Source organism: Streptomyces alkaliterrae, assembly GCF_007097205.2.
Taxonomy (GTDB): Bacteria; Actinomycetota; Actinomycetes; order Streptomycetales; family Streptomycetaceae; genus Streptomyces; species Streptomyces alkaliterrae.
Map to the genome: position 1 here is coordinate 1 of NZ_VJYK02000116.1, position 16217 is coordinate 16217.

Below are 16217 nucleotides of genomic sequence, written 5' to 3' on the forward strand. Positions count from 1 at the left end.
GGGTGGCGGGCGCGCCAGTAGGGGTTGTCGTGGGGCAGTCCTCCGCTGACCCGGCCGTACATGCCGAACGTGAGGATCAGCAGCCCCATGGCAAAGGCGAAGATGACGTTGGGCATGCGGAAGGCCAGCAGGTTGGCGCCGCTGTCGAGCACTGCGAGCCCGGCGAAGCCGCTGAGGACGAAGAGCCCGCCGACGATCATGTTGAGGGTGGAGGCGAGGTTGCCGCCGATCACCGCGCCCGCCACGAGGGCGAGGCCGACCAGGACCGACACCAGGCTGAGCAGGCCGTTGCTGGAGAGTCCGGCGACCTGCCGCCCGGTGGTGTCGAAGAACGCCAGCCGGTCGAGGAAGCCGAGGGTGCCGAAGGCGAGCAGCAGCACTCCGCCGGTGGCGGCGCCGTAGCGGTAGACGGTGGCGAGGCGGTGGTCCTGGGGGAGTTCGTCGCTGAGTCTCATGGCAGGCTCCTTCGCGGGCTTTCTCGCGGGCTTTCTCGCAGGCTTCTCGCGGGCTTTCTCGCAGGCCTGTTCGCCGGCTTCGTCGCAGGCTTCTCGGCCGTGCGGTCGGGGTGTGACCGGGGGTCAGACCGGCGCGTCGGCGGGGTGTCGGGTGGACTCCTCCAGCACGCGCCGCAGGCGTTGCAGCCCGCGCCGCACCTGGCTCTTGACGGTGCCGAGCGGGAGTCCGGTGCGTTCGGCGATCTGGGTGTGGGTCAGATCCTCGTAGAACGCGAGGTGGAGGACTCGGCGTTGGGCTGCGGGGAGCCTCGCGAGTTCGTCGGCCACCAGTACCCGGTCGATGACGACGTCGGCCGGCGAGGGGGTGTCGGGGCGTGGGGCGCGGGCGCAGAGCGTCGCGACGAGGTCGGTTCTCCGGGTGCGGGCGGAGAGCGTGTCGGCGATCTTCCGGCGGGCGATGCCGACCAGCCAGCCGCCGAGCGCGCCGCGTTCCGGCCGGTATCCGGTGCGGCCGCGCCAGGCGGCGAGGAAGACCTGCTGGGTGACGTCCTCGGCCTCGCGGGAGTCGCCGAGAGTGCGGGTGGCCAGGCCGAGGACGAGGCCGCCCCAGCGGTGGTAGAGCGTCGCCAGCGCGCTCTCGTCGCCGGCTGCGAACGCCGCGGCGAGTTCGACGTCCTCCGGTCCGCGCCGGGGCGGAGCGGGGCGGCTCCGGGGGTCGAGTGCGGTGGTGGGTGTGTGCCGCGCGGTCGGTGGCGCGGTGGCGGTGGCGGTCATGGCGGCCACTCCTTCCGCCGGGCCCGAGCCCGGCTGACGGACCTCCGCGGCGGTCCGGTGTCCGGTGGGCCGTGAGGCCCGGCCGCCGCTGCGGACGGCTGTCTCCGTCCGTCACCGCCCAGAGTTCGCCGACGGCGCAGGAGCGACAACTTGCATCGTTTTTGCATCGTCTTAGGAGTAGCCTGGTGGACATGTCGGACGAAGCGCACGACGACGTACACGAGGAGGGCCCGGCGGCCGGGCCCGGCCTCACCACCGGTGCGGTGGCCCGCAAACTCGGCGTCGCGCCGACGACGCTGCGCTCGTGGGACCGCCGCTACGGCATCGGCCCGGCGGAGCGCGGCGACGGCCGCCACCGCCGCTGGTCCCCGGCGGACGTCGCGATGCTGGAGCGGATGTGCCGGCTCACCTCGCTCGGCGTGCCCCCGGGCGAGGCCGCGCGACGGGCGCGCGCACCGCAGGCGGAGGACGCCGCCCACGACCCGGCCGAGGTCCGTCGCGAGCTCCCGCCGGCCGCCGCCTCGGAACCGCGCCCCCGCCGCCCCGAGCGGCCGGCGGCGCCCACGCGCGGAACGCGCGGACGCCCCGACCCGCCGCACGGCCACGGCACGCCCGGCGGTCGAGGCGCACTGCCGCTGGGCTCGGTCCGGCCGGAGTGCCGCGGTCTGGCGAACGCCGCCGTCCGGCTCGACGCGCCGGCCCTGGACGCCCTGCTGCATGCGGCGGTGGAGGAGCACGGGCTGCTCACCGCCTGGGACGAGGTGATCATGCCGGCGCTACGGGCGGTGGGCCGCAAGTGGGCGACCTCCGGTGAGCGCTACGTGGAGGTCGAGCACCTGATGTCGTGGCACATCTCCACGCTGCTGCGCCGGATGACCGCAGGTGCGCCCGTCGGCGAGGTGCGTCAGCCGGTGCTGCTGGCCTGCGCGCCGGACGAGACGCACTCGCTGCCGCTGGAGGCGCTGGCCGCCGGTCTGACGGAACGGGGTCTGCCGGTGCGGATGTTCGGCGCGGCCGTCCCGCCGGACGCGCTGGACGAGGCGGTGCGGCGGATCGGACCGGCCGCCGTGGTGCTGTGGTCGCAGTCGCGGGTGACGGCGGACCGGCGCCTGGCGCGGCGGGTCCAGGCGACGGCGTGGGGGGTGCGGGGCGCACGGCAGCACCCGGCACTGCTGCTCGCCGGGCCCGGCTGGGCCGGCGCGGGCCGGGTCGAGGGGGCCGGTCGGCCGCTCAGCCTGCGCGCCGCGCTCGACACGCTGACCGCCCTGTGGGGCGCGCTACCGGCCGGACCGCCGGGCTGAGAACCCCGCGCGGGCCGCCCCACGGGGGGGGGCTGCCGGAGGGCCGGGTCGGACGTTCCGCCGAGGCGGCCGCGTGAGGGCGGTGGAGGTTCCTCTAGGCTGCACGGCGTGAAGGTCCTCGTCATCGGCGGCGGCGCCCGCGAACACGCCCTGTGCCGCTCTCTGTCCCTCGATCCCGACGTCTCCGCGCTGCACTGCGCTCCCGGCAACGCCGGGATCGCCGAGGTGGCGACCCTGCACGGCGTCGACGCGCAGGACGGCGCGGCCGTCGCCGAACTGGCGCTCGGGCTGGGCCTGGGCGCGGACGACCTGGTGGTCGTCGGCCCGGAGGCCCCGCTGGTGGCCGGGGTGGCGGACGCCGTGCGGGAGCGCGGCGTGCCGGTGTTCGGCCCGTCCGCGCGCGCGGCCGAGTTGGAGGGCTCGAAGGCCTTCGCGAAGGACGTGATGGCCGCCGCCGGGGTGCCGACGGCGCGGGCGTACGTGTGCACCACGCCCGAGGAGGTCGACACCGCGCTGGACGCGTTCGGCCCGCCCTACGTGGTGAAGGACGACGGTCTGGCCGCCGGCAAGGGCGTGGTGGTGACCGAGGACGTCGCGGCGGCGAAGGCGCACGCGCTGGCCTGCGGCCGAGTGGTGATCGAGGAGTTCCTGGACGGCCCCGAGGTGTCGCTGTTCGCGGTCACCGACGGCGAGACGGTCGTGCCGTTGCAGCCCGCGCAGGACTTCAAGCGGGCGCACGACAACGACGAGGGTCCGAACACCGGCGGCATGGGCGCCTACTCGCCGCTGCCGTGGGCGGACCCGAAGCTGGTCGACGAGGTGCTGGCGAGCGTGCTCCAGCCGACCGTGGACGAGCTGCGGCGGCGCGGCACGCCGTTCTCCGGTCTGCTGTACGCGGGCCTGGCGATCACCTCGCGCGGAGTGCGGGTGATCGAGTTCAACGCGCGCTTCGGCGATCCGGAGACGCAGGTCGTGCTGGCCAGGCTGCGGACGCCGCTGGCGGGTCTGCTGCATGCGGCGGCCACCGGCCGGCTGGCCGCGTTCCCGCCGCTGCGCTGGGACGAGGGCGCGGCGGTGACGGTGGTGGTGGCAGCGGCGAACTACCCCGCCTCCCCGCGCACCGGGGACGTCATCGAGGGCCTGGCGGACGTCGCCGCGCAGGACGGCCCGGAGACCTACGTGCTGCACGCGGGCACCCGTGCGGACGACGACGGCCGGGTGGTGAGCGCGGGCGGCCGGGTGCTGTCGGTGACGGCGACCGGTACGGACCTGGCGCAGGCGCGGGAGCGCGCCTACCGGGCCGTGGGCCGGATCTCCCTGCCCGGTTCGCACCACCGCTCGGACATCGCCCTCCGCGCGGCCGTCGAGTCCGCCGGCGCCTGACGAACACCACCCCGCCCGCCCCACTCGGCCCGGGCGCCGCCGACACCGGGCCCGTATCGGACATATGTCCGATACGGGCCTTACGGTTCTTACAGCTCTTACGGCGGATAGCCGGGCACCTCCGGCAGTCGCGTTTACGCAACACCTCTGCCCAAAGCCATTCCATCGAGTGACCGTTCCCCAGAGCGCCTGCCCCGGCCGGGGTCGTCGAACTATGGTTCCGCGCATCGGCCTCACGGACGTCGTCGATCGACTGGCCCACCACGCATTGCGGTGTCGGACCCCGATGCGACAGTGGGTGGACAGCCCAGGCGTCCCACACGGCAGGGGGTGAGCGGATCGATGGCGGCTCTGGCAGGTCACAGCCGTTCGGCGCGCGATCACGCGCAGGCCGTCCTGCGGATCCGCGGGGCGGTGTTCGCGGCGGCGCTGCTGCCGGCGGCCGTCGCCGTGGTACTGCTGGCCGGTCGCACGAGCGGCCATCTGGGCACCGGCTGGGACGGCCTCCGGCAGGTGCTCACGGTCGTGGCGGTGGTCGTGCTCGTGGTCACGACGCTGCTGGTGGTGCGCGTCGCGCGGGCCAAGCCGCCCATGCAACCGACGACGACGCTGCCCGAGCGGTGCGCGCCGGACCTGTACCGGATGGTCGCCGACCTCGCGGACCGGCTGGACGTGCCGCCACCGTCGGCCGTCGCACTGACCCCCGACTGCGACAGCTGGCTGGAGGACACGGGCGCGCCGACGCCGACGCTGGTCATCGGTTCGCCGTTCCTGTGGTGGCTGCGGGTCTCGGAGCTGCGGGCGCTGCTCGCGCCGGTGGTCGCCGGGACGGGACCGTCGACGCATCCGGACGTGGCGGCGGCCCGGCGGCTGGTGCGCGTGCTGGACGCGGCCTCGGCGCAGCCGGTGACGGGCCGGTTGGCGCGGCTGCTGCTGCGTCCGATCGGGCCGCACGCCGCCGAGATGGAGCGCCTGGTGGCCGCCGCGTCCTCGGCCCGGGCGCAGCGTGTGGACCACGGGCTGCGGTTGATGGCCCAGGAGCAGGTCGGCCTGGCGTACGCCGGATGGGACCGGCTGCTGACCCGGGTCGCCGTACCGGCGTGGCGGGCCGGGCGGTGGCCGGCCCAGCTCGGGGTCGGGGTGGTGTCCGCGCTGACGGAGTTGTCGCGGCGGGACCGGCTCGCGGAGGGCTTCACGTCCCGGCTCGGCGAGCGCCCGGCCTGCGATCTGCTGGAATCGCCCGGGGAGATAGACCGCCGGGTGTCGCTGCTGGCGGCCCGGCTGTTCCACGGCGAGCCGGCCGGGTCGGGCGCCGAGTGGCGGCCGGTGACGTGGGCCGGCTATCCGGAGGAGGTCGTCGACCGGACGTGGCGGGCGGAGGCGGCCCGGTTGTTCGCCGCGCTGGACACCGGGCGGTGGTCGGGGCCCGGTGGCGCGGTGGCGGCGCCCGAGCCGGCCGAGCCGGCGGTTCTCGGATGCCGCGCCGGGCCCGCCGGAGCGCCGCGCGCCGGGGGCGGCTACGGGGAGCTGCCCCGGCCGACCCTGTGCCGGGTGCTGGACCGGCTGGCGGACGAGGAGGAGCGCTGGACGGTGGCCGCGCGGATCAGCGGCCGGGCCGCCCGCGAGGAGGAGGCGCGGCAGGCCCCGCCGGCCGGGCGCGGCGTGGAGCCGGCGCCGATGGGGCTGCCGCCGGCGCCGCCGCGTACCGGCCGCGAGCTGCTGGCCGAGTACGTGCTGGCGGCGGTGTGCTGCGCGGCGGTGGACGCCGGCAGTGCCCGCCCGGGCCTGGACTGGCTGGACGGCCCGGTGCTCGGGGTGGACCGGGCCGACCGGGCGGAGCTGCGGGAGTGCGTCACCGCGCTGGTCGACGACGGCGACGGCGGGCCGTTGCGCGGCTGGCTGTCGAACGCGGGCATCCGCGCGGACAAACCGGTGCGGCTGGTGTGACGGACCCGGTCACCGTTCGACCGATATTCGCGACGAAAGGTGACCGCAAGGCTGCAGCATGTGATGTGCTTGCAGCACACAGGGTCCGCATCCGGGCACAACGGGCAGCGGGAGGGGTCGATCGAGGTGGGGACTGGCCATATCCGGCGCTGGGAGTCCGGCGCGCTCGCACACGCGGTGTCCGATCCCTTCGGGCAGGGTCCGCTGCCGTGGCTGCGCGGCAGCGAGCACTACTTCGACAGCGGCCGGGTCGTGCCGTGGTACGTGGACGAGGCGGACCAGGCCGGGCTGGCGGCGGACGGCCGTCTGCTTCCGGCGCAGCGTGCCGGCGGCGCCACCCGCACGGCGGACGACGTGCGCTGCCAGATCAAGGGGTTCGTGTCGACGGGTTCGGTCGCGCCGGGCGAGTCCGTCGACTTCCGGGTGACGGTCAACCCGCCGCAGCCGTTCGGCGTGGACGTGTACCGGATCGGGCACTACGGCGGCGACGGCGCCACGAAGATCACCACGAGCCCGCGGCTGTCGGGCATCGTGCAGCCCGAGCCGCTGGCCGCCGACCGTACGGTCTCCTGCCACCACTGGTGGCTGTCGTGGCGGCTGCCGGTCCCCGACTACTGGAGTGCCGGCGCCTACGTGGCGGTGCTGACGACCGCCGACGGCCACCGCTCGCACGTGCCGTTCACGGTCCGCAGCAGCCGCCCCGCCGATCTGCTGCTGGTACTGCCGGACATCACCTGGCAGGCGTACAACCTCTTCCCCGAGGACGGTTCCACCGGGGCCAGCCTCTACCACGCCTGGGACGAGGAGGGCCGGCTGCTCGGCGAGGAGGAGGCGGCCGTCACGATCTCCTTCGACCGGCCGTACGCCGGTGCCGGGCTGCCGCTGCACGTCGGCCACTCCTACGACTTCATCCGATGGGCGGAGCGCTACGGCTACGACCTCGGCTACGCGGACGCCCGCGACCTGCACGCCGGTCGCGTCGACACCGGCCGCTACCGGGGGCTGGTCTTCGCCGGGCACGACGAGTACTGGTCGCTGCCGATGCGCCGCACGGTCGAGGCGGCCAGGGACGGCGGCACGGCGCTGGTCTTCCTGTCCGCGAACACCATGTACTGGCAGGTGGAGCTGCACGCGCTGCCGTCCGGCGACCAGGACCGGCTGCTGAGCTGCCGGAAGCGGCGCGGCCCCGGCCGCTCGCAGCTCTGGCGCGACCAGGGGCAGCCGGAGCAGCAGCTGCTGGGCGTCCAGTACGCCGGGCAGGTGCCGGAGCCGCACCCGCTGGTGGTGCGCAACGCCTCGCACTGGCTGTGGGAGGCGACGGGCGCCGCGGAGAACGACGAACTGCCCGGCCTGGTGGCGGGCGAGGCGGACCGCTACCACCCGCGTACCGCGCTGCCGGAGCACAGCGAGCGCATCCTGCTGGCGCACTCCCCGTACCGGGACCGCGCGGGGGCGCGGCGCCACCAGGAGACGTCGCTGTACCGGGCGCCCAGCGGCGCGCTGGTGTTCAGTTCCGGCACGTTCGCCTGGTCGCCCGCGCTGGACCGGCCGGGCCACACCGACGCCCGGGTCCAGCGGGCCACCGCGAACCTGCTGGACCGCATCTGCAAACGGGACTGACACCCCGGGCGGGACGGCGACCCGGCCGGGTGCCCCGACACGTGGCCCGGGCGCCGTCCCGCGGCCCGGGTCGCCGTCCCGCGGCCGGGCACCCCCGTCGAGCGGCGGCCCGCACGGTGGGAGAGAATCGGCGGTACGCCTTTGGCAGAACATCCGTGGAGGACTGGTGTCCGGATTCGTCGAGAAGCCCGAGCCCGTGCAGGTGCCCGGCCTGGTGCACGTGCACACGGGAAAGGTCCGCGACCTCTACCGGGACCGGGCCGACCGGCTGGTGATGGTGGCCAGTGACCGCGTCTCCGCGTACGACTGGGTGCTGCCGACGGAGATCCCGGACAAGGGCCGCATCCTCACCCAGCTGTCGATGTGGTGGTTCGACCAGCTCGCCGACCTCGTCGGCAACCACGTGCTGTCCACCGAGGTCCCCGAGGGCGCGCCCGCCGACTGGGCGGGCCGGGTCATGGTCTGCCGGCCGCTGCGCATGGTGCCGGTGGAGTGCGTCGCCCGGGGCTATCTGACGGGTTCCGGCCTGGTGGAGTACCGGGAGTCGCGCACGGTGTGCGGACTGGCGCTGCCCGAGGGCCTCGAGGACGGTTCGGAGCTGCCCGCCCCGATCTTCACCCCGGCCACCAAGGCGGACGTCGGCGAGCACGACGAGAACGTGCCCTACGAGGAGGTCGCCCGGCGGGTGGGCGCAGAGACGGCGGCCCGGCTGCGCCAGACGACGCTCGCCGTCTACGGCCGGGCGCGGGACATCGCGCGCGAACGCGGCATCATCCTGGCCGACACGAAGTTCGAGTTCGGCTTCCCCGACGCGGACCGCCCCGACGAGGACCCGAACGAACTCGTCCTCGCCGACGAGGTGTTGACCCCGGACTCGTCCCGCTTCTGGCCGGCCGACCTGTGGGAGCCGGGCCGTGCGCAGCAGTCCTTCGACAAGCAGTTCGTACGGGACTGGCTGGGCGGTCCGGAGTCCGGCTGGGACCGCGGCGGCGAGCTGCCGCCGCCTCCGCTGCCGGCGAAGACCGTGGAGCAGACGCGCGAGAAGTACGTCGAGGCGTACGAGCGGCTGACCGGTATGCCCTGGTCCTGACGCCGTCGGGGTCAGGACCCGTCCGAGGGCGCCAGGCGGCGGGCGAGGTCGAGCGCGTGCTCGTGGTGGCCGTCGATGACGCGCAGCGCCCCGGCGCAGTCGCCGCGTTCGACGGCCTCGAAGAGGTCGAGGTGGCCGGCCCACAGCAGGCCGTCCAGCCGGCCGAGCGCCCGTAGCGGCGGCACGCAGTACACCCAGCAGTGCACCCGTATGCGCTCCAGGAAGTCCGTGACGTACGCGTTGCCGAGGATGTCGCAGAGTTCCCGCCAGAACCGCAGGTCGTAGCCGATGAGCACGTCGAGTTCGCCGGTGAGGGCGGCTCGGCGGGAGGCTTCGGCGCGGCGCCGCACGGACTTCATGTCGACCCGGCCCACGTCGTGGGCGCCGCCGACCGCCTGGGAGCGGAAGACGCCGCGCACCAGCAGCGCCTGCGCCTCCACCATGCGGCTGAAGTCGGCCGGGGTGAACTCGTGGACGCGGTAGCCGCGGTGCTGGTCGGAGTCGAGCAGGCCCTGGGCGGAGAGGTCGACCAGCGCCTCCCTGACGGGCGTCGCCGAGACACCGTACTGCTCGGCTATCTCCTTGACGGTGAAGTTCCGCCCGGCGGGCAGCCGCCCCGCGAGGACCTCGTCACGGAGGGCATCCGCGATCTGCTGGCGCAGAGTGCTGCGGGTGATCGTGCCGGGCATGGGGGCGTACTCCTATCTGCGGTCCCGGTCACCTTAGGTCACGTCGCGGTGGCTGGGACCCGCCGTGCGGGATTCGTCACGGCCGGCGACCCGGCGAACCGCCGTCGGCAGCCCGCCTACCCGGGACGGCCCACCACAGACCATCAGAAACCGGACGCCCTGCTTCCGGAAAAGTCACATCCCCAGTTGCGACCCGGTCGACCGCCCGGCGCGCCCCGGTCGCCCGCACGTCGCGGCCCGGTCGACCGCCCGGCGCGCCCCGGTCGACTGCCGGACCGGTCCGCCCGTCTCGGCCCGCCGGAGCACTGCCCCGAACGAGCGACATCGCCGCCACCGGGCCGGTGACGGCGATGGCCCCACCCAGGGGGCGAAACCGGGAGGGCACGGGCTCCGCGGCCGCGTGCGCTCCCCCGGCGGTCGCTCCTCGATCCGGTCGACGCTCCCCGTGGGGCCTGGGCTCGTCGGGTCCGAATGAGCGGCGAGGGCGACTCGGCGGACTGCACTGCGGGTGGGTGAACCGCTCCTTCACCCGATCCAACTATTCGTGTTCTGAGGGGCGGCCCCTCCTCGGGGGCCTCGCCCGTGCCGTCCGTGCGGCGCTCAGCCGCGCATGCTGGCGAAGGCGACGATATTCGCGTCATAGCCGTTCTCCTTGGTGAAGCCGCCGCCGCAGGTGATGAGGCGGAGCTGCGGGGTCTGCGTCGGCCCGTAGACCCGTTCGTTGGGGAAGTTGTCGTCCTTCTGGTACTGCTCGACCGAGTCCACGGTGAAGACCACCGTGCTCCGGTCGTCGCGCTCGATCCGGATCTCCGCTCCCGGTTTGAGCGAGCCGAGTCCGGCGAACGCCGCCGGTCCCTCCACCGTGTCCAGGTGGCCGACGAGGAGCGCCGGCCCTCTTTCGCCCGGGGAGGGGCCGCCCTCGTACCAGGCGACCTTGTCGGCTTCCTTCTCGTCCGGGACCGGGGGCGTACCGTCCTTCTCCGCGTCCGCCGCGAAGATCTCCAGGTACGCCCCCAGCTGCGGGATGCTCAGCCGCACCGGCTCCGCGCGCTCCACCGGCTCGGGGTCCGGGGACGGCGGGCGGGTGTCGACGGCCTCGGGCCGGGAGACGCCCGCCGCGACGGTGGTGCGCTCGTTCGGCCGTCCGGCGCCGGAGGTGTCCTCCTTGACCGGAACGGCTCCGCAGAGCGCCGCCGCTGCGAGCACGGCAGCCATGGCGGCCACCGTCTCCAGGCGGCGCCCGCGGAGCGCGATCCGCTGCTGTCGGGTCGTCATGGATATCCGGGGGCGCTTCATGCCTTGTCGGCGTTGGCCCGACGACGCCAGATCATCAGGTAACCGGCGACACCGGCCAGCGCCAGACCGCCGGCGGCCGCGGCGGCCGTGGTGGTCGTCGACATTCCGCCGCCGGTGGACTGGGTGCCGGAGGCCAGGCCGCCGAGACCGGCGTGGGCGCCACCGGAGACACCGCTGAAGGTGAACGTGCCGGTGAGCGGCTTGTGGTTCTTGCAGTAGCCGGTGACCTGGTAGGTCTTGCCCGGGGTCAGGCCCTCGTGCATGACCTTGGCGCTGGCGAACGGCGCGTGGTGGTGGTGACCCTTCTTGTGGGTCGGGTGGTGGGTGGCGACGCCGTCGGCGCGCTTGCCGTCGTCCTGCATCACGCCGTCGTGCTCGTGGTGGCGGCCGTCGTGGTGCCGACCGTCGTGGTGGTGGCGGCCGTGGTGGTGGCGACCGGTGTGCGCCTGGCTGGACTCGAACGCGTCAGAGGCGACGGTGCCGTGTCCGCCTTCCTTGCAGTGGGCCTTGATCTGCACCGTGGCGCCGGGGCCGGCGGTCGACGGGTGGACCGTCAGCCCGCCGGCACCGGTTTCGCCACCGGCGAGGGCGGGACCGGCCATCGACAGCACCAGCGCGGCCGAGGCGGCGGCGACGGTGGCGAGAGAGCGCGTCTTCATGAGATGCGGTACCTCCGTGGTCGGCGCGCGCGGAGGCCGTTCCTCCGCGTTCGTTCGCGCCGTCGTGACTCATGCGACCAGTGCCCCGGGCGTGCCGCATCCGCTGTACCGCCCGTCGGGTGCGACGTTGCGCCAACCGAGGCGCTTTTGAACACACGTCACGCCCCGCCGGAAGGGGTCCGGCGGGGCGTGGGACAGGGAGGCGTCCCGGACGGTCCGTCAGGGGTGACGCCTTGTCAGTCGCGGGTACTCCGCGAGTCGGACGGGGTTCGGACGGGGTTCGGTCGGCGGCCGCCAGGGGACCGGTTCGACGGCCGGTCAGAGGCCGGTCCGACGTCGCCCCGAACGGCCGTACCCGGTTCGGCCCAGCGGGGTCGGCACCGCCCCCGCCGGGCCGGAATCCGCGGCTACTTCGAGTCCAGGTCGCGGTGGCGGAAGCCGGCCAGACCCAGCGCCAGCAGGCCCGCGGCCAGCGCCGTCAGGGCCAGCAGCGGCAGCCAGTCCATGTCCTCGGCCGGCAGCCGGGGCACGTGGCCGAACGGCGAGACGTTCCCCGTCCAGTGGGGGAACTGGAAGATCTGGCCGAGGTAGCCGACCACAAAGGCGTACACCGGCACCGCCCAGACCAGCGGCAGCCAGCGCGGCGCCCAGCCGAACAGCACGGCGGCCAGACCGACCGTCACCCACAGCGCCGGCGCGTACGCGAGCGAGGCGCCCGCGAGCCGGGGCACCAGCGCCCAGTCGCCGGTGGACGCCGCTCCGGCCACGCCGAAGCCGAGCCCGGACAGCAGCAGCATCAGCGCCCCGCCCAGCAGAGCCACCGTCAGGTGCCCGCCGAGCCAACGCCCGCGGGAGAGCGCGGTCGCCAGCAGCGGCTCGGCCCGCCCGGCCGTCTCCTCCGAACGGGCCCGCTGCGCCGCCAGCACCGCGTACACGGCGGCGACGGTCGCCGTCACCGTGAGGATCATCGCCGAGAAGGAGTCCACGAGCGAGGCTCCGCCGATGCCCTCGACGGCCTCCTCCAGCGCGCCGATCTGCTCGATCAGCGACTCGACCTCGCTCAGCAGCGACCCGTAGGACGCGCCGAGCAGCAGCGCCGCCACCCCGAAGCCGATGAGCAGCCCCCGGTGCAGCCGCAGGGCGAAGCCGAGCGGCCGGGTCAGGTGCCGGCTCGCCGCCGGACGGCCCGGCGCGGCCGGCCGCAGGCCCGCGCCGACGTCCCGCCGCACGCTCAGCGCGTACGCCGCCGCGGCGACCGCGAGCAGCAGCGCAAGCGAGGGCAGCAGCGGCCACCAGCGGTCGTGCACGTACGGGTACGTGCGCTGCGCCCAGCCGATCGGCGACAGCCAGGACAGCGCGCCGCCGCCCACGTCACCGGCCGCCCGCAGCAGGTAGGCACCGCCGAGCACCGCCAGGGCCATGCCCGAGGCGCCCCTGGAGTACGCGGTGATCTGCACCGTCACGGCCGCCACCGCGGCGAACACCAGCCCGACCGCCGCGTGCGCCGCCCCGTACAGCAGCGAGCCGCCCCAGGTCACGCCCTCCACTCCGGAGCCGCCCAGCGCGACCGCGAGCAGCAGCGCCAGCGCGACGTTCGCGACGGCGGCCACGCCGAGCGCCGCCGTCAGGTAGGCGTGCCGGCCGACGACCGCCGAACGCACCAGCTCCGCGCGGCCGGTCTCCTCCTCCGTCCTGGTGTGCCGGGCGACGATGAAGACGCTCATCAGCGCCACCATCACGGCGGTGAAGCCGATCATCTGGTGGCTCAGCATCGAGCCCAGGTTGTAGTCCGTCAGGTACTCGCGCGGGCCGGAGAGCGCCAGGCCTGCCGGGGTGTCCATCGTCGCCGCGGAGGCCTGCCGCTGCTCGGCGTCGCCGTACAGGTCGGCGAAGCTGCTCAGCGAGCCGAGCGTGGCGAGCAGCAGCGCGAGCAGCCACACCGGCAGCCGGACGCGGTCGCGCCGCAGGTTGAAGCGGAGCAGCGTGCCGGTGCCGGTCAGCGCCTCGGCGAGGCGGCCGCCGCCGGGATCGGTGGTCCTGGTCTTCTCGGCGGTCGCGGCGGTCATCGCGACGTCCCGTTCTGCTCCGCTTGTTCGGCCTGTGCCGCCTGTTCGGCCTGTGCCGCCTGTTCCGCCGGCCGGCCGTTCGCGGCGCTCAGCTCGTCGCCGTAGTGACGCAGCATCAGCTCCTCCAGCGTCGGCGGGTGGCTGGTCAGCGCCCGTACCCCGGCCCGGCTCAGGTGGCCGATCACCTCGTCGAGCCCGGCGCCGTCGACCGCCATGCGCACCCGGTTGCCGTCGACGCGAAGGTCGTGCACGCCCGGCAGTTCACCCAGACCGGTGGCCGGGCGCTCGGTCTCGGCCTCGACCGTCGTACGGGTCAGGTGCCGCATCTCCTGGAGCGTGCCGGACTGCACGATCCGGCCCTGGCGGATGATGCTCACCTGGTCGCACAGCTTCTCCACCTGCGCCAGGATGTGGCTGGACAGCAGCACCGTCTTGCCGTCGGCCTTCGCCCGCAGGATGACGTCCTGGAAGACGACCTCCATCAGCGGGTCGAGGCCGGCCGTCGGCTCGTCGAGCAGCAGCAGTTCGGCGTCGGACGCGAGCGCCGCGACGATCGCCACCTTCTGCCGGTTGCCCTTGGAGTAGCTGCGGCCCTTCTTTGTCGGGTCCAGGTCGAACCGCTCGATGAGTTCGTCGCGCCGGGCGCGGTTGATGCCGCCGCGCAACCGGGCGAGCAGGTCGATCGCCTCGCCACCGCTGAGGTTGGGCCACAGCTCCACGTCGCCCGGCACGTAGGCCAGCCGGCGGTGCAGCGTGACGGCGTCCCGCCAGGGATCGAGGTCGAGCATGCGGGCCGTGCCGGAGTCGGCGCGTTGCAGCCCGAGCAGGATGCGGATCGTCGTGGACTTGCCGGCGCCGTTGGGGCCGAGGAAGCCGTGCACCTCACCGGTCCTCACCCGGAGGTCGAGGCCGTCGAGCGCACGGGTCTCACCGAAGGTCTTCACAACGTCGGACACCGAGATGGCGGTGGTCTCCCTGGTCATGCTTCGAAGGTACGCTTGTTTCACAAATTTGTGAAGTCAACGAACCACCCATTGCCCCAAGTGGCTGACCTGCGAGGATGGAGCCGTGACACAGAGGAACGAACAGCAACCGGGCCCGGAGCAGCCCCAGGGGGAGAGCGCGGGCGAGGACGGCTACCCGCCCGAGGTGGCCGACTTCGTCGAACGGCTCGCCGCCGACCTCACCGAGGCCGGCTTCCCCCGCATGCCCGCGCGGGTCTTCAGCTGCCTGCTCGCCTCCGAAAGCGGCTCGCTCAGCTCCGCCGAACTCGGCGAACGACTGCTGATCAGTCCGGCCGCCGTCTCGGGCGCCGTCCGCTACCTCTCCCAGGTTCACCTCATCGCCCGCGAACGCCAGCCCGGCTCGCGACGCGAGCGGTACCGCGTCCACGCCGAGGTCTGGTACGAGGCCATGACCAACCGCGATGCCGTCCTCAACCGGTGGATCAGCACGTTCAGTTCGGGCGTGGAAGCCGTCGGACCGGAGAGCCCCGCCGGTCGGCGCATCGCCGAGTCCGTCGAGTTCCTCACCTTCATGCGGAACGAGATGGCCGCCCTGATGGAACGCTGGCGCACGACCCGCCGCGAGAGCTGACGCCCGCCCGAACGGGCGCTGCGGCCTGGCCACGGCGCGGCCAAGGCGCGGCTACTGCGTGGCTACGGCAGGAACTGCCGGACGAGCGAGTCGCCCGCCCAGCGCTCCCAGCGCGGCGGCGACCAGCCCGCCTCCGTGACCAGCGGCCCGTACGTCTCCGGCCCGAGCAGCACGGTCGCGACGTCCGCGACCGCAGCCGCGTCGTGCTTGTCCCGCAGCGGGCCCGGCACCTTCCCCGTCAGCGCGCGAGCGAAACTCAGCTGAACGGTGTACCGCTGCTCCCGATTGAGGCGCCACAGCTCCGCCATCCGCTCGTCCGCGGCGGCGGCGCCACGCACCACCTCCAACACCGGCGCGGCGCGCTCCAGGATCTCCCGGGCGCCCGCCGCCTGCCGGGCGAACTGGACCGCCGGATCGGGCTCGTCCAACACCGCGCGCGCCCACGGGCGGTCCAGCGTGGCGACCGGGTCCGAGTCGCCGGCCACCGCCGTGTCCAGCAGCTCCCTGAGCAGCGCGCGCTTGTCGCCGAACGTGAAGTAGACCGTCTGAACGCCGACTTCGGCGGCCTTCGCGATGTCCGCGACGGTCGCGCCCGCCCAGCCGCGCTCGACGAACAACCGCCGCGCAGCGTCGAGCATGCGCCGCCGCGTACGCAGCGTCTTCTCCGCGCGCGTCAGCCGCCCGGCGGACTCCGTGCCGCTCTCCACTCTCGCCCTCCCGACGCCCCTCCCGGAATCTGACTGTAGTGACAGTACAGTGTGTTTCACTGAAGTATGACTACAGCGGAATCGGCCGGCGCGGACGGCCACCGACCCCTCGTCGTCGGCGGCTACGGCGCCGTCGGCGCCACCGTCACGGCAGCCCTGTCCCAGTGGTTCCCCGGGCGCGTGCTCCCCGCCGGACGCGACCCGCTGCGCGCCCGGCGCGCCGGCGGCGTCACGCTCGACGTCAACGACCCGGACGCCCTGCGCCGCGTCCTCGACGACACCCGGGCGACACTGGTCGTGCTCTGCGTCGAACCGCCGGACGAGTCGACAGCCAGGATCTGCCTCGAACGAGGCGTCCACCTCGTCGACGTCAACGCCACCCCGCGCCTCCTGCTGCGCACCGAGCGGCTTCACGACGTCGCCCGCGCCTCCGGCGCCACCGCCGCCCTCAGCGTCGGCGTCGCCCCCGGGCTGACCAACCTGCTCGCGCGGCGCGCGCACGACGCCGTCGGCGGCGCCGAGCGCCTCGACCTCACCGTCCTGCTCGGCACCGGCGAACGCCACGGCCAGGACGCCGTCCGCTGGACGGTCGCCGGCCTCGCCGAGCCCGCCCCGCACCCGGACACCTCCGACC

At 74.3% G+C, this 16217-nt stretch carries 15 protein-coding genes; 7 read left to right on the plus strand and 8 right to left on the minus strand.

Annotation, left to right across the window (positions count from 1 at the left end; all coding sequences use genetic code 11):
• Both FNX44_RS13150 and FNX44_RS13155 read right to left on the minus strand, forming a co-directional pair.
• The coding region (locus tag FNX44_RS13150; RefSeq protein ID WP_143648257.1) for a DUF4383 domain-containing protein at window positions 1-455 on the minus strand (455 nt) is incomplete at its 3' end.
• A 123-nt stretch (window positions 456-578) separates the two neighbouring features.
• On the minus strand, window positions 579-1229 hold the full coding sequence (locus tag FNX44_RS13155) for a sigma-70 family RNA polymerase sigma factor (RefSeq protein ID WP_143648258.1): 651 nt from the start codon (window positions 1227-1229) through the stop codon (window positions 579-581).
• Between the two features lie 191 nt (window positions 1230-1420).
• Between FNX44_RS13155 and FNX44_RS13160 the strand changes: the two genes are divergently transcribed.
• The 5 genes from FNX44_RS13160 to FNX44_RS13180 all read left to right on the plus strand — a co-directional run bounded on the left by FNX44_RS13160 (window position 1421) and on the right by FNX44_RS13180 (window position 8570).
• A complete protein-coding gene (locus FNX44_RS13160; protein WP_143648259.1) occupies window positions 1421-2530 on the plus strand; it encodes a MerR family transcriptional regulator in 1110 nt (369 codons plus the stop codon).
• A 108-nt stretch (window positions 2531-2638) separates the two neighbouring features.
• A complete protein-coding gene (gene purD, locus FNX44_RS13165) occupies window positions 2639-3913 on the plus strand; it encodes a phosphoribosylamine--glycine ligase (RefSeq protein WP_143648260.1) in 1275 nt (424 codons plus the stop codon).
• Window positions 3914-4255: 342 nt separating this feature from the next.
• Window positions 4256-5860, plus strand: a complete 1605-nt coding sequence (locus tag FNX44_RS13170; protein WP_143648261.1) for a M48 family metalloprotease — start codon at window positions 4256-4258, stop codon at window positions 5858-5860.
• Window positions 5861-5986: 126 nt separating this feature from the next.
• Window positions 5987-7480: a N,N-dimethylformamidase beta subunit family domain-containing protein gene (locus tag FNX44_RS13175; protein ID WP_143648262.1), complete on the plus strand. Its 1494-nt coding sequence runs from the start codon at window positions 5987-5989 to the stop codon at window positions 7478-7480.
• 166 nt (window positions 7481-7646) lie between these two features.
• Window positions 7647-8570 (plus strand): phosphoribosylaminoimidazolesuccinocarboxamide synthase, encoded by a 924-nt coding sequence (locus FNX44_RS13180; RefSeq protein WP_143648263.1) that lies wholly within the window; start codon window positions 7647-7649, stop codon window positions 8568-8570.
• Between the two features lie 11 nt (window positions 8571-8581).
• On the opposite strand, the gene FNX44_RS13185 is transcribed toward FNX44_RS13180, so the two are convergent.
• The 5 genes from FNX44_RS13185 to FNX44_RS13205 form a co-directional block, all read right to left on the minus strand.
• A complete protein-coding gene (locus tag FNX44_RS13185) occupies window positions 8582-9259 on the minus strand; it encodes a GntR family transcriptional regulator (protein WP_143648264.1) in 678 nt (225 codons plus the stop codon).
• A 600-nt stretch (window positions 9260-9859) separates the two neighbouring features.
• Window positions 9860-10534, minus strand: a complete 675-nt coding sequence (locus FNX44_RS13190; protein WP_173019183.1) for a class F sortase — start codon at window positions 10532-10534, stop codon at window positions 9860-9862.
• Window positions 10535-10551: 17 nt separating this feature from the next.
• A complete protein-coding gene (locus FNX44_RS13195) occupies window positions 10552-11214 on the minus strand; it encodes a hypothetical protein (RefSeq protein WP_143648266.1) in 663 nt (220 codons plus the stop codon).
• A 407-nt stretch (window positions 11215-11621) separates the two neighbouring features.
• Window positions 11622-13280, minus strand: coding sequence for an ABC transporter permease (locus tag FNX44_RS13200; protein WP_143648268.1), 1659 nt, complete (start codon window positions 13278-13280; stop codon window positions 11622-11624).
• Complete coding sequence (locus FNX44_RS13205; protein WP_143648270.1) at window positions 13277-14263, minus strand: ABC transporter ATP-binding protein; 987 nt, start codon at window positions 14261-14263, stop codon at window positions 13277-13279. The genes FNX44_RS13200 and FNX44_RS13205 overlap by 4 nt, the downstream gene beginning before the upstream one ends.
• A gap of 85 nt (window positions 14264-14348) precedes the next feature.
• On the opposite strand from FNX44_RS13205, the gene FNX44_RS13210 reads away from it, so the two are divergent.
• Window positions 14349-14876 (plus strand): GbsR/MarR family transcriptional regulator, encoded by a 528-nt coding sequence (locus FNX44_RS13210; protein WP_407699162.1) that lies wholly within the window; start codon window positions 14349-14351, stop codon window positions 14874-14876.
• Window positions 14877-14938: 62 nt separating this feature from the next.
• Here the strand turns inward: FNX44_RS13210 and FNX44_RS13215 are convergent, their stop codons facing one another.
• Window positions 14939-15583 carry a TetR/AcrR family transcriptional regulator gene (locus FNX44_RS13215; RefSeq protein ID WP_323369329.1) on the minus strand — a complete coding sequence of 215 codons (645 nt, stop codon included), beginning with the start codon at window positions 15581-15583 and terminating at the stop codon, window positions 14939-14941.
• Between the two features lie 66 nt (window positions 15584-15649).
• Here FNX44_RS13215 and FNX44_RS13220 point away from each other — a divergent pair.
• A partial coding sequence (locus tag FNX44_RS13220) for a saccharopine dehydrogenase NADP-binding domain-containing protein (protein ID WP_173019184.1) occupies window positions 15650-16217 on the plus strand: 568 nt, incomplete at its 3' end.

Excerpts from the sequence above, each read along its gene's own strand:
- FNX44_RS13205 (WP_143648270.1), bottom strand. The coding sequence starts at position 14,263 with ATGACCAGGGAGACCACCGCCATCTCGGTGTCCGACGTTGTGAAGACC.
- FNX44_RS13160 (WP_143648259.1), top strand. The coding sequence starts at position 1,421 with ATGTCGGACGAAGCGCACGACGACGTACACGAGGAGGGCCCGGCGGCC.
- FNX44_RS13185 (WP_143648264.1), bottom strand. The coding sequence starts at position 9,259 with ATGCCCGGCACGATCACCCGCAGCACTCTGCGCCAGCAGATCGCGGAT.
- FNX44_RS13195 (WP_143648266.1), bottom strand. The coding sequence starts at position 11,214 with ATGAAGACGCGCTCTCTCGCCACCGTCGCCGCCGCCTCGGCCGCGCTG.
- FNX44_RS13200 (WP_143648268.1), bottom strand. The coding sequence starts at position 13,280 with ATGACCGCCGCGACCGCCGAGAAGACCAGGACCACCGATCCCGGCGGC.
- FNX44_RS13190 (WP_173019183.1), bottom strand. The coding sequence starts at position 10,534 with ATGACGACCCGACAGCAGCGGATCGCGCTCCGCGGGCGCCGCCTGGAG.
- FNX44_RS13155 (WP_143648258.1), bottom strand. The coding sequence starts at position 1,229 with ATGACCGCCACCGCCACCGCGCCACCGACCGCGCGGCACACACCCACC.
- FNX44_RS13170 (WP_143648261.1), top strand. The coding sequence starts at position 4,256 with ATGGCGGCTCTGGCAGGTCACAGCCGTTCGGCGCGCGATCACGCGCAG.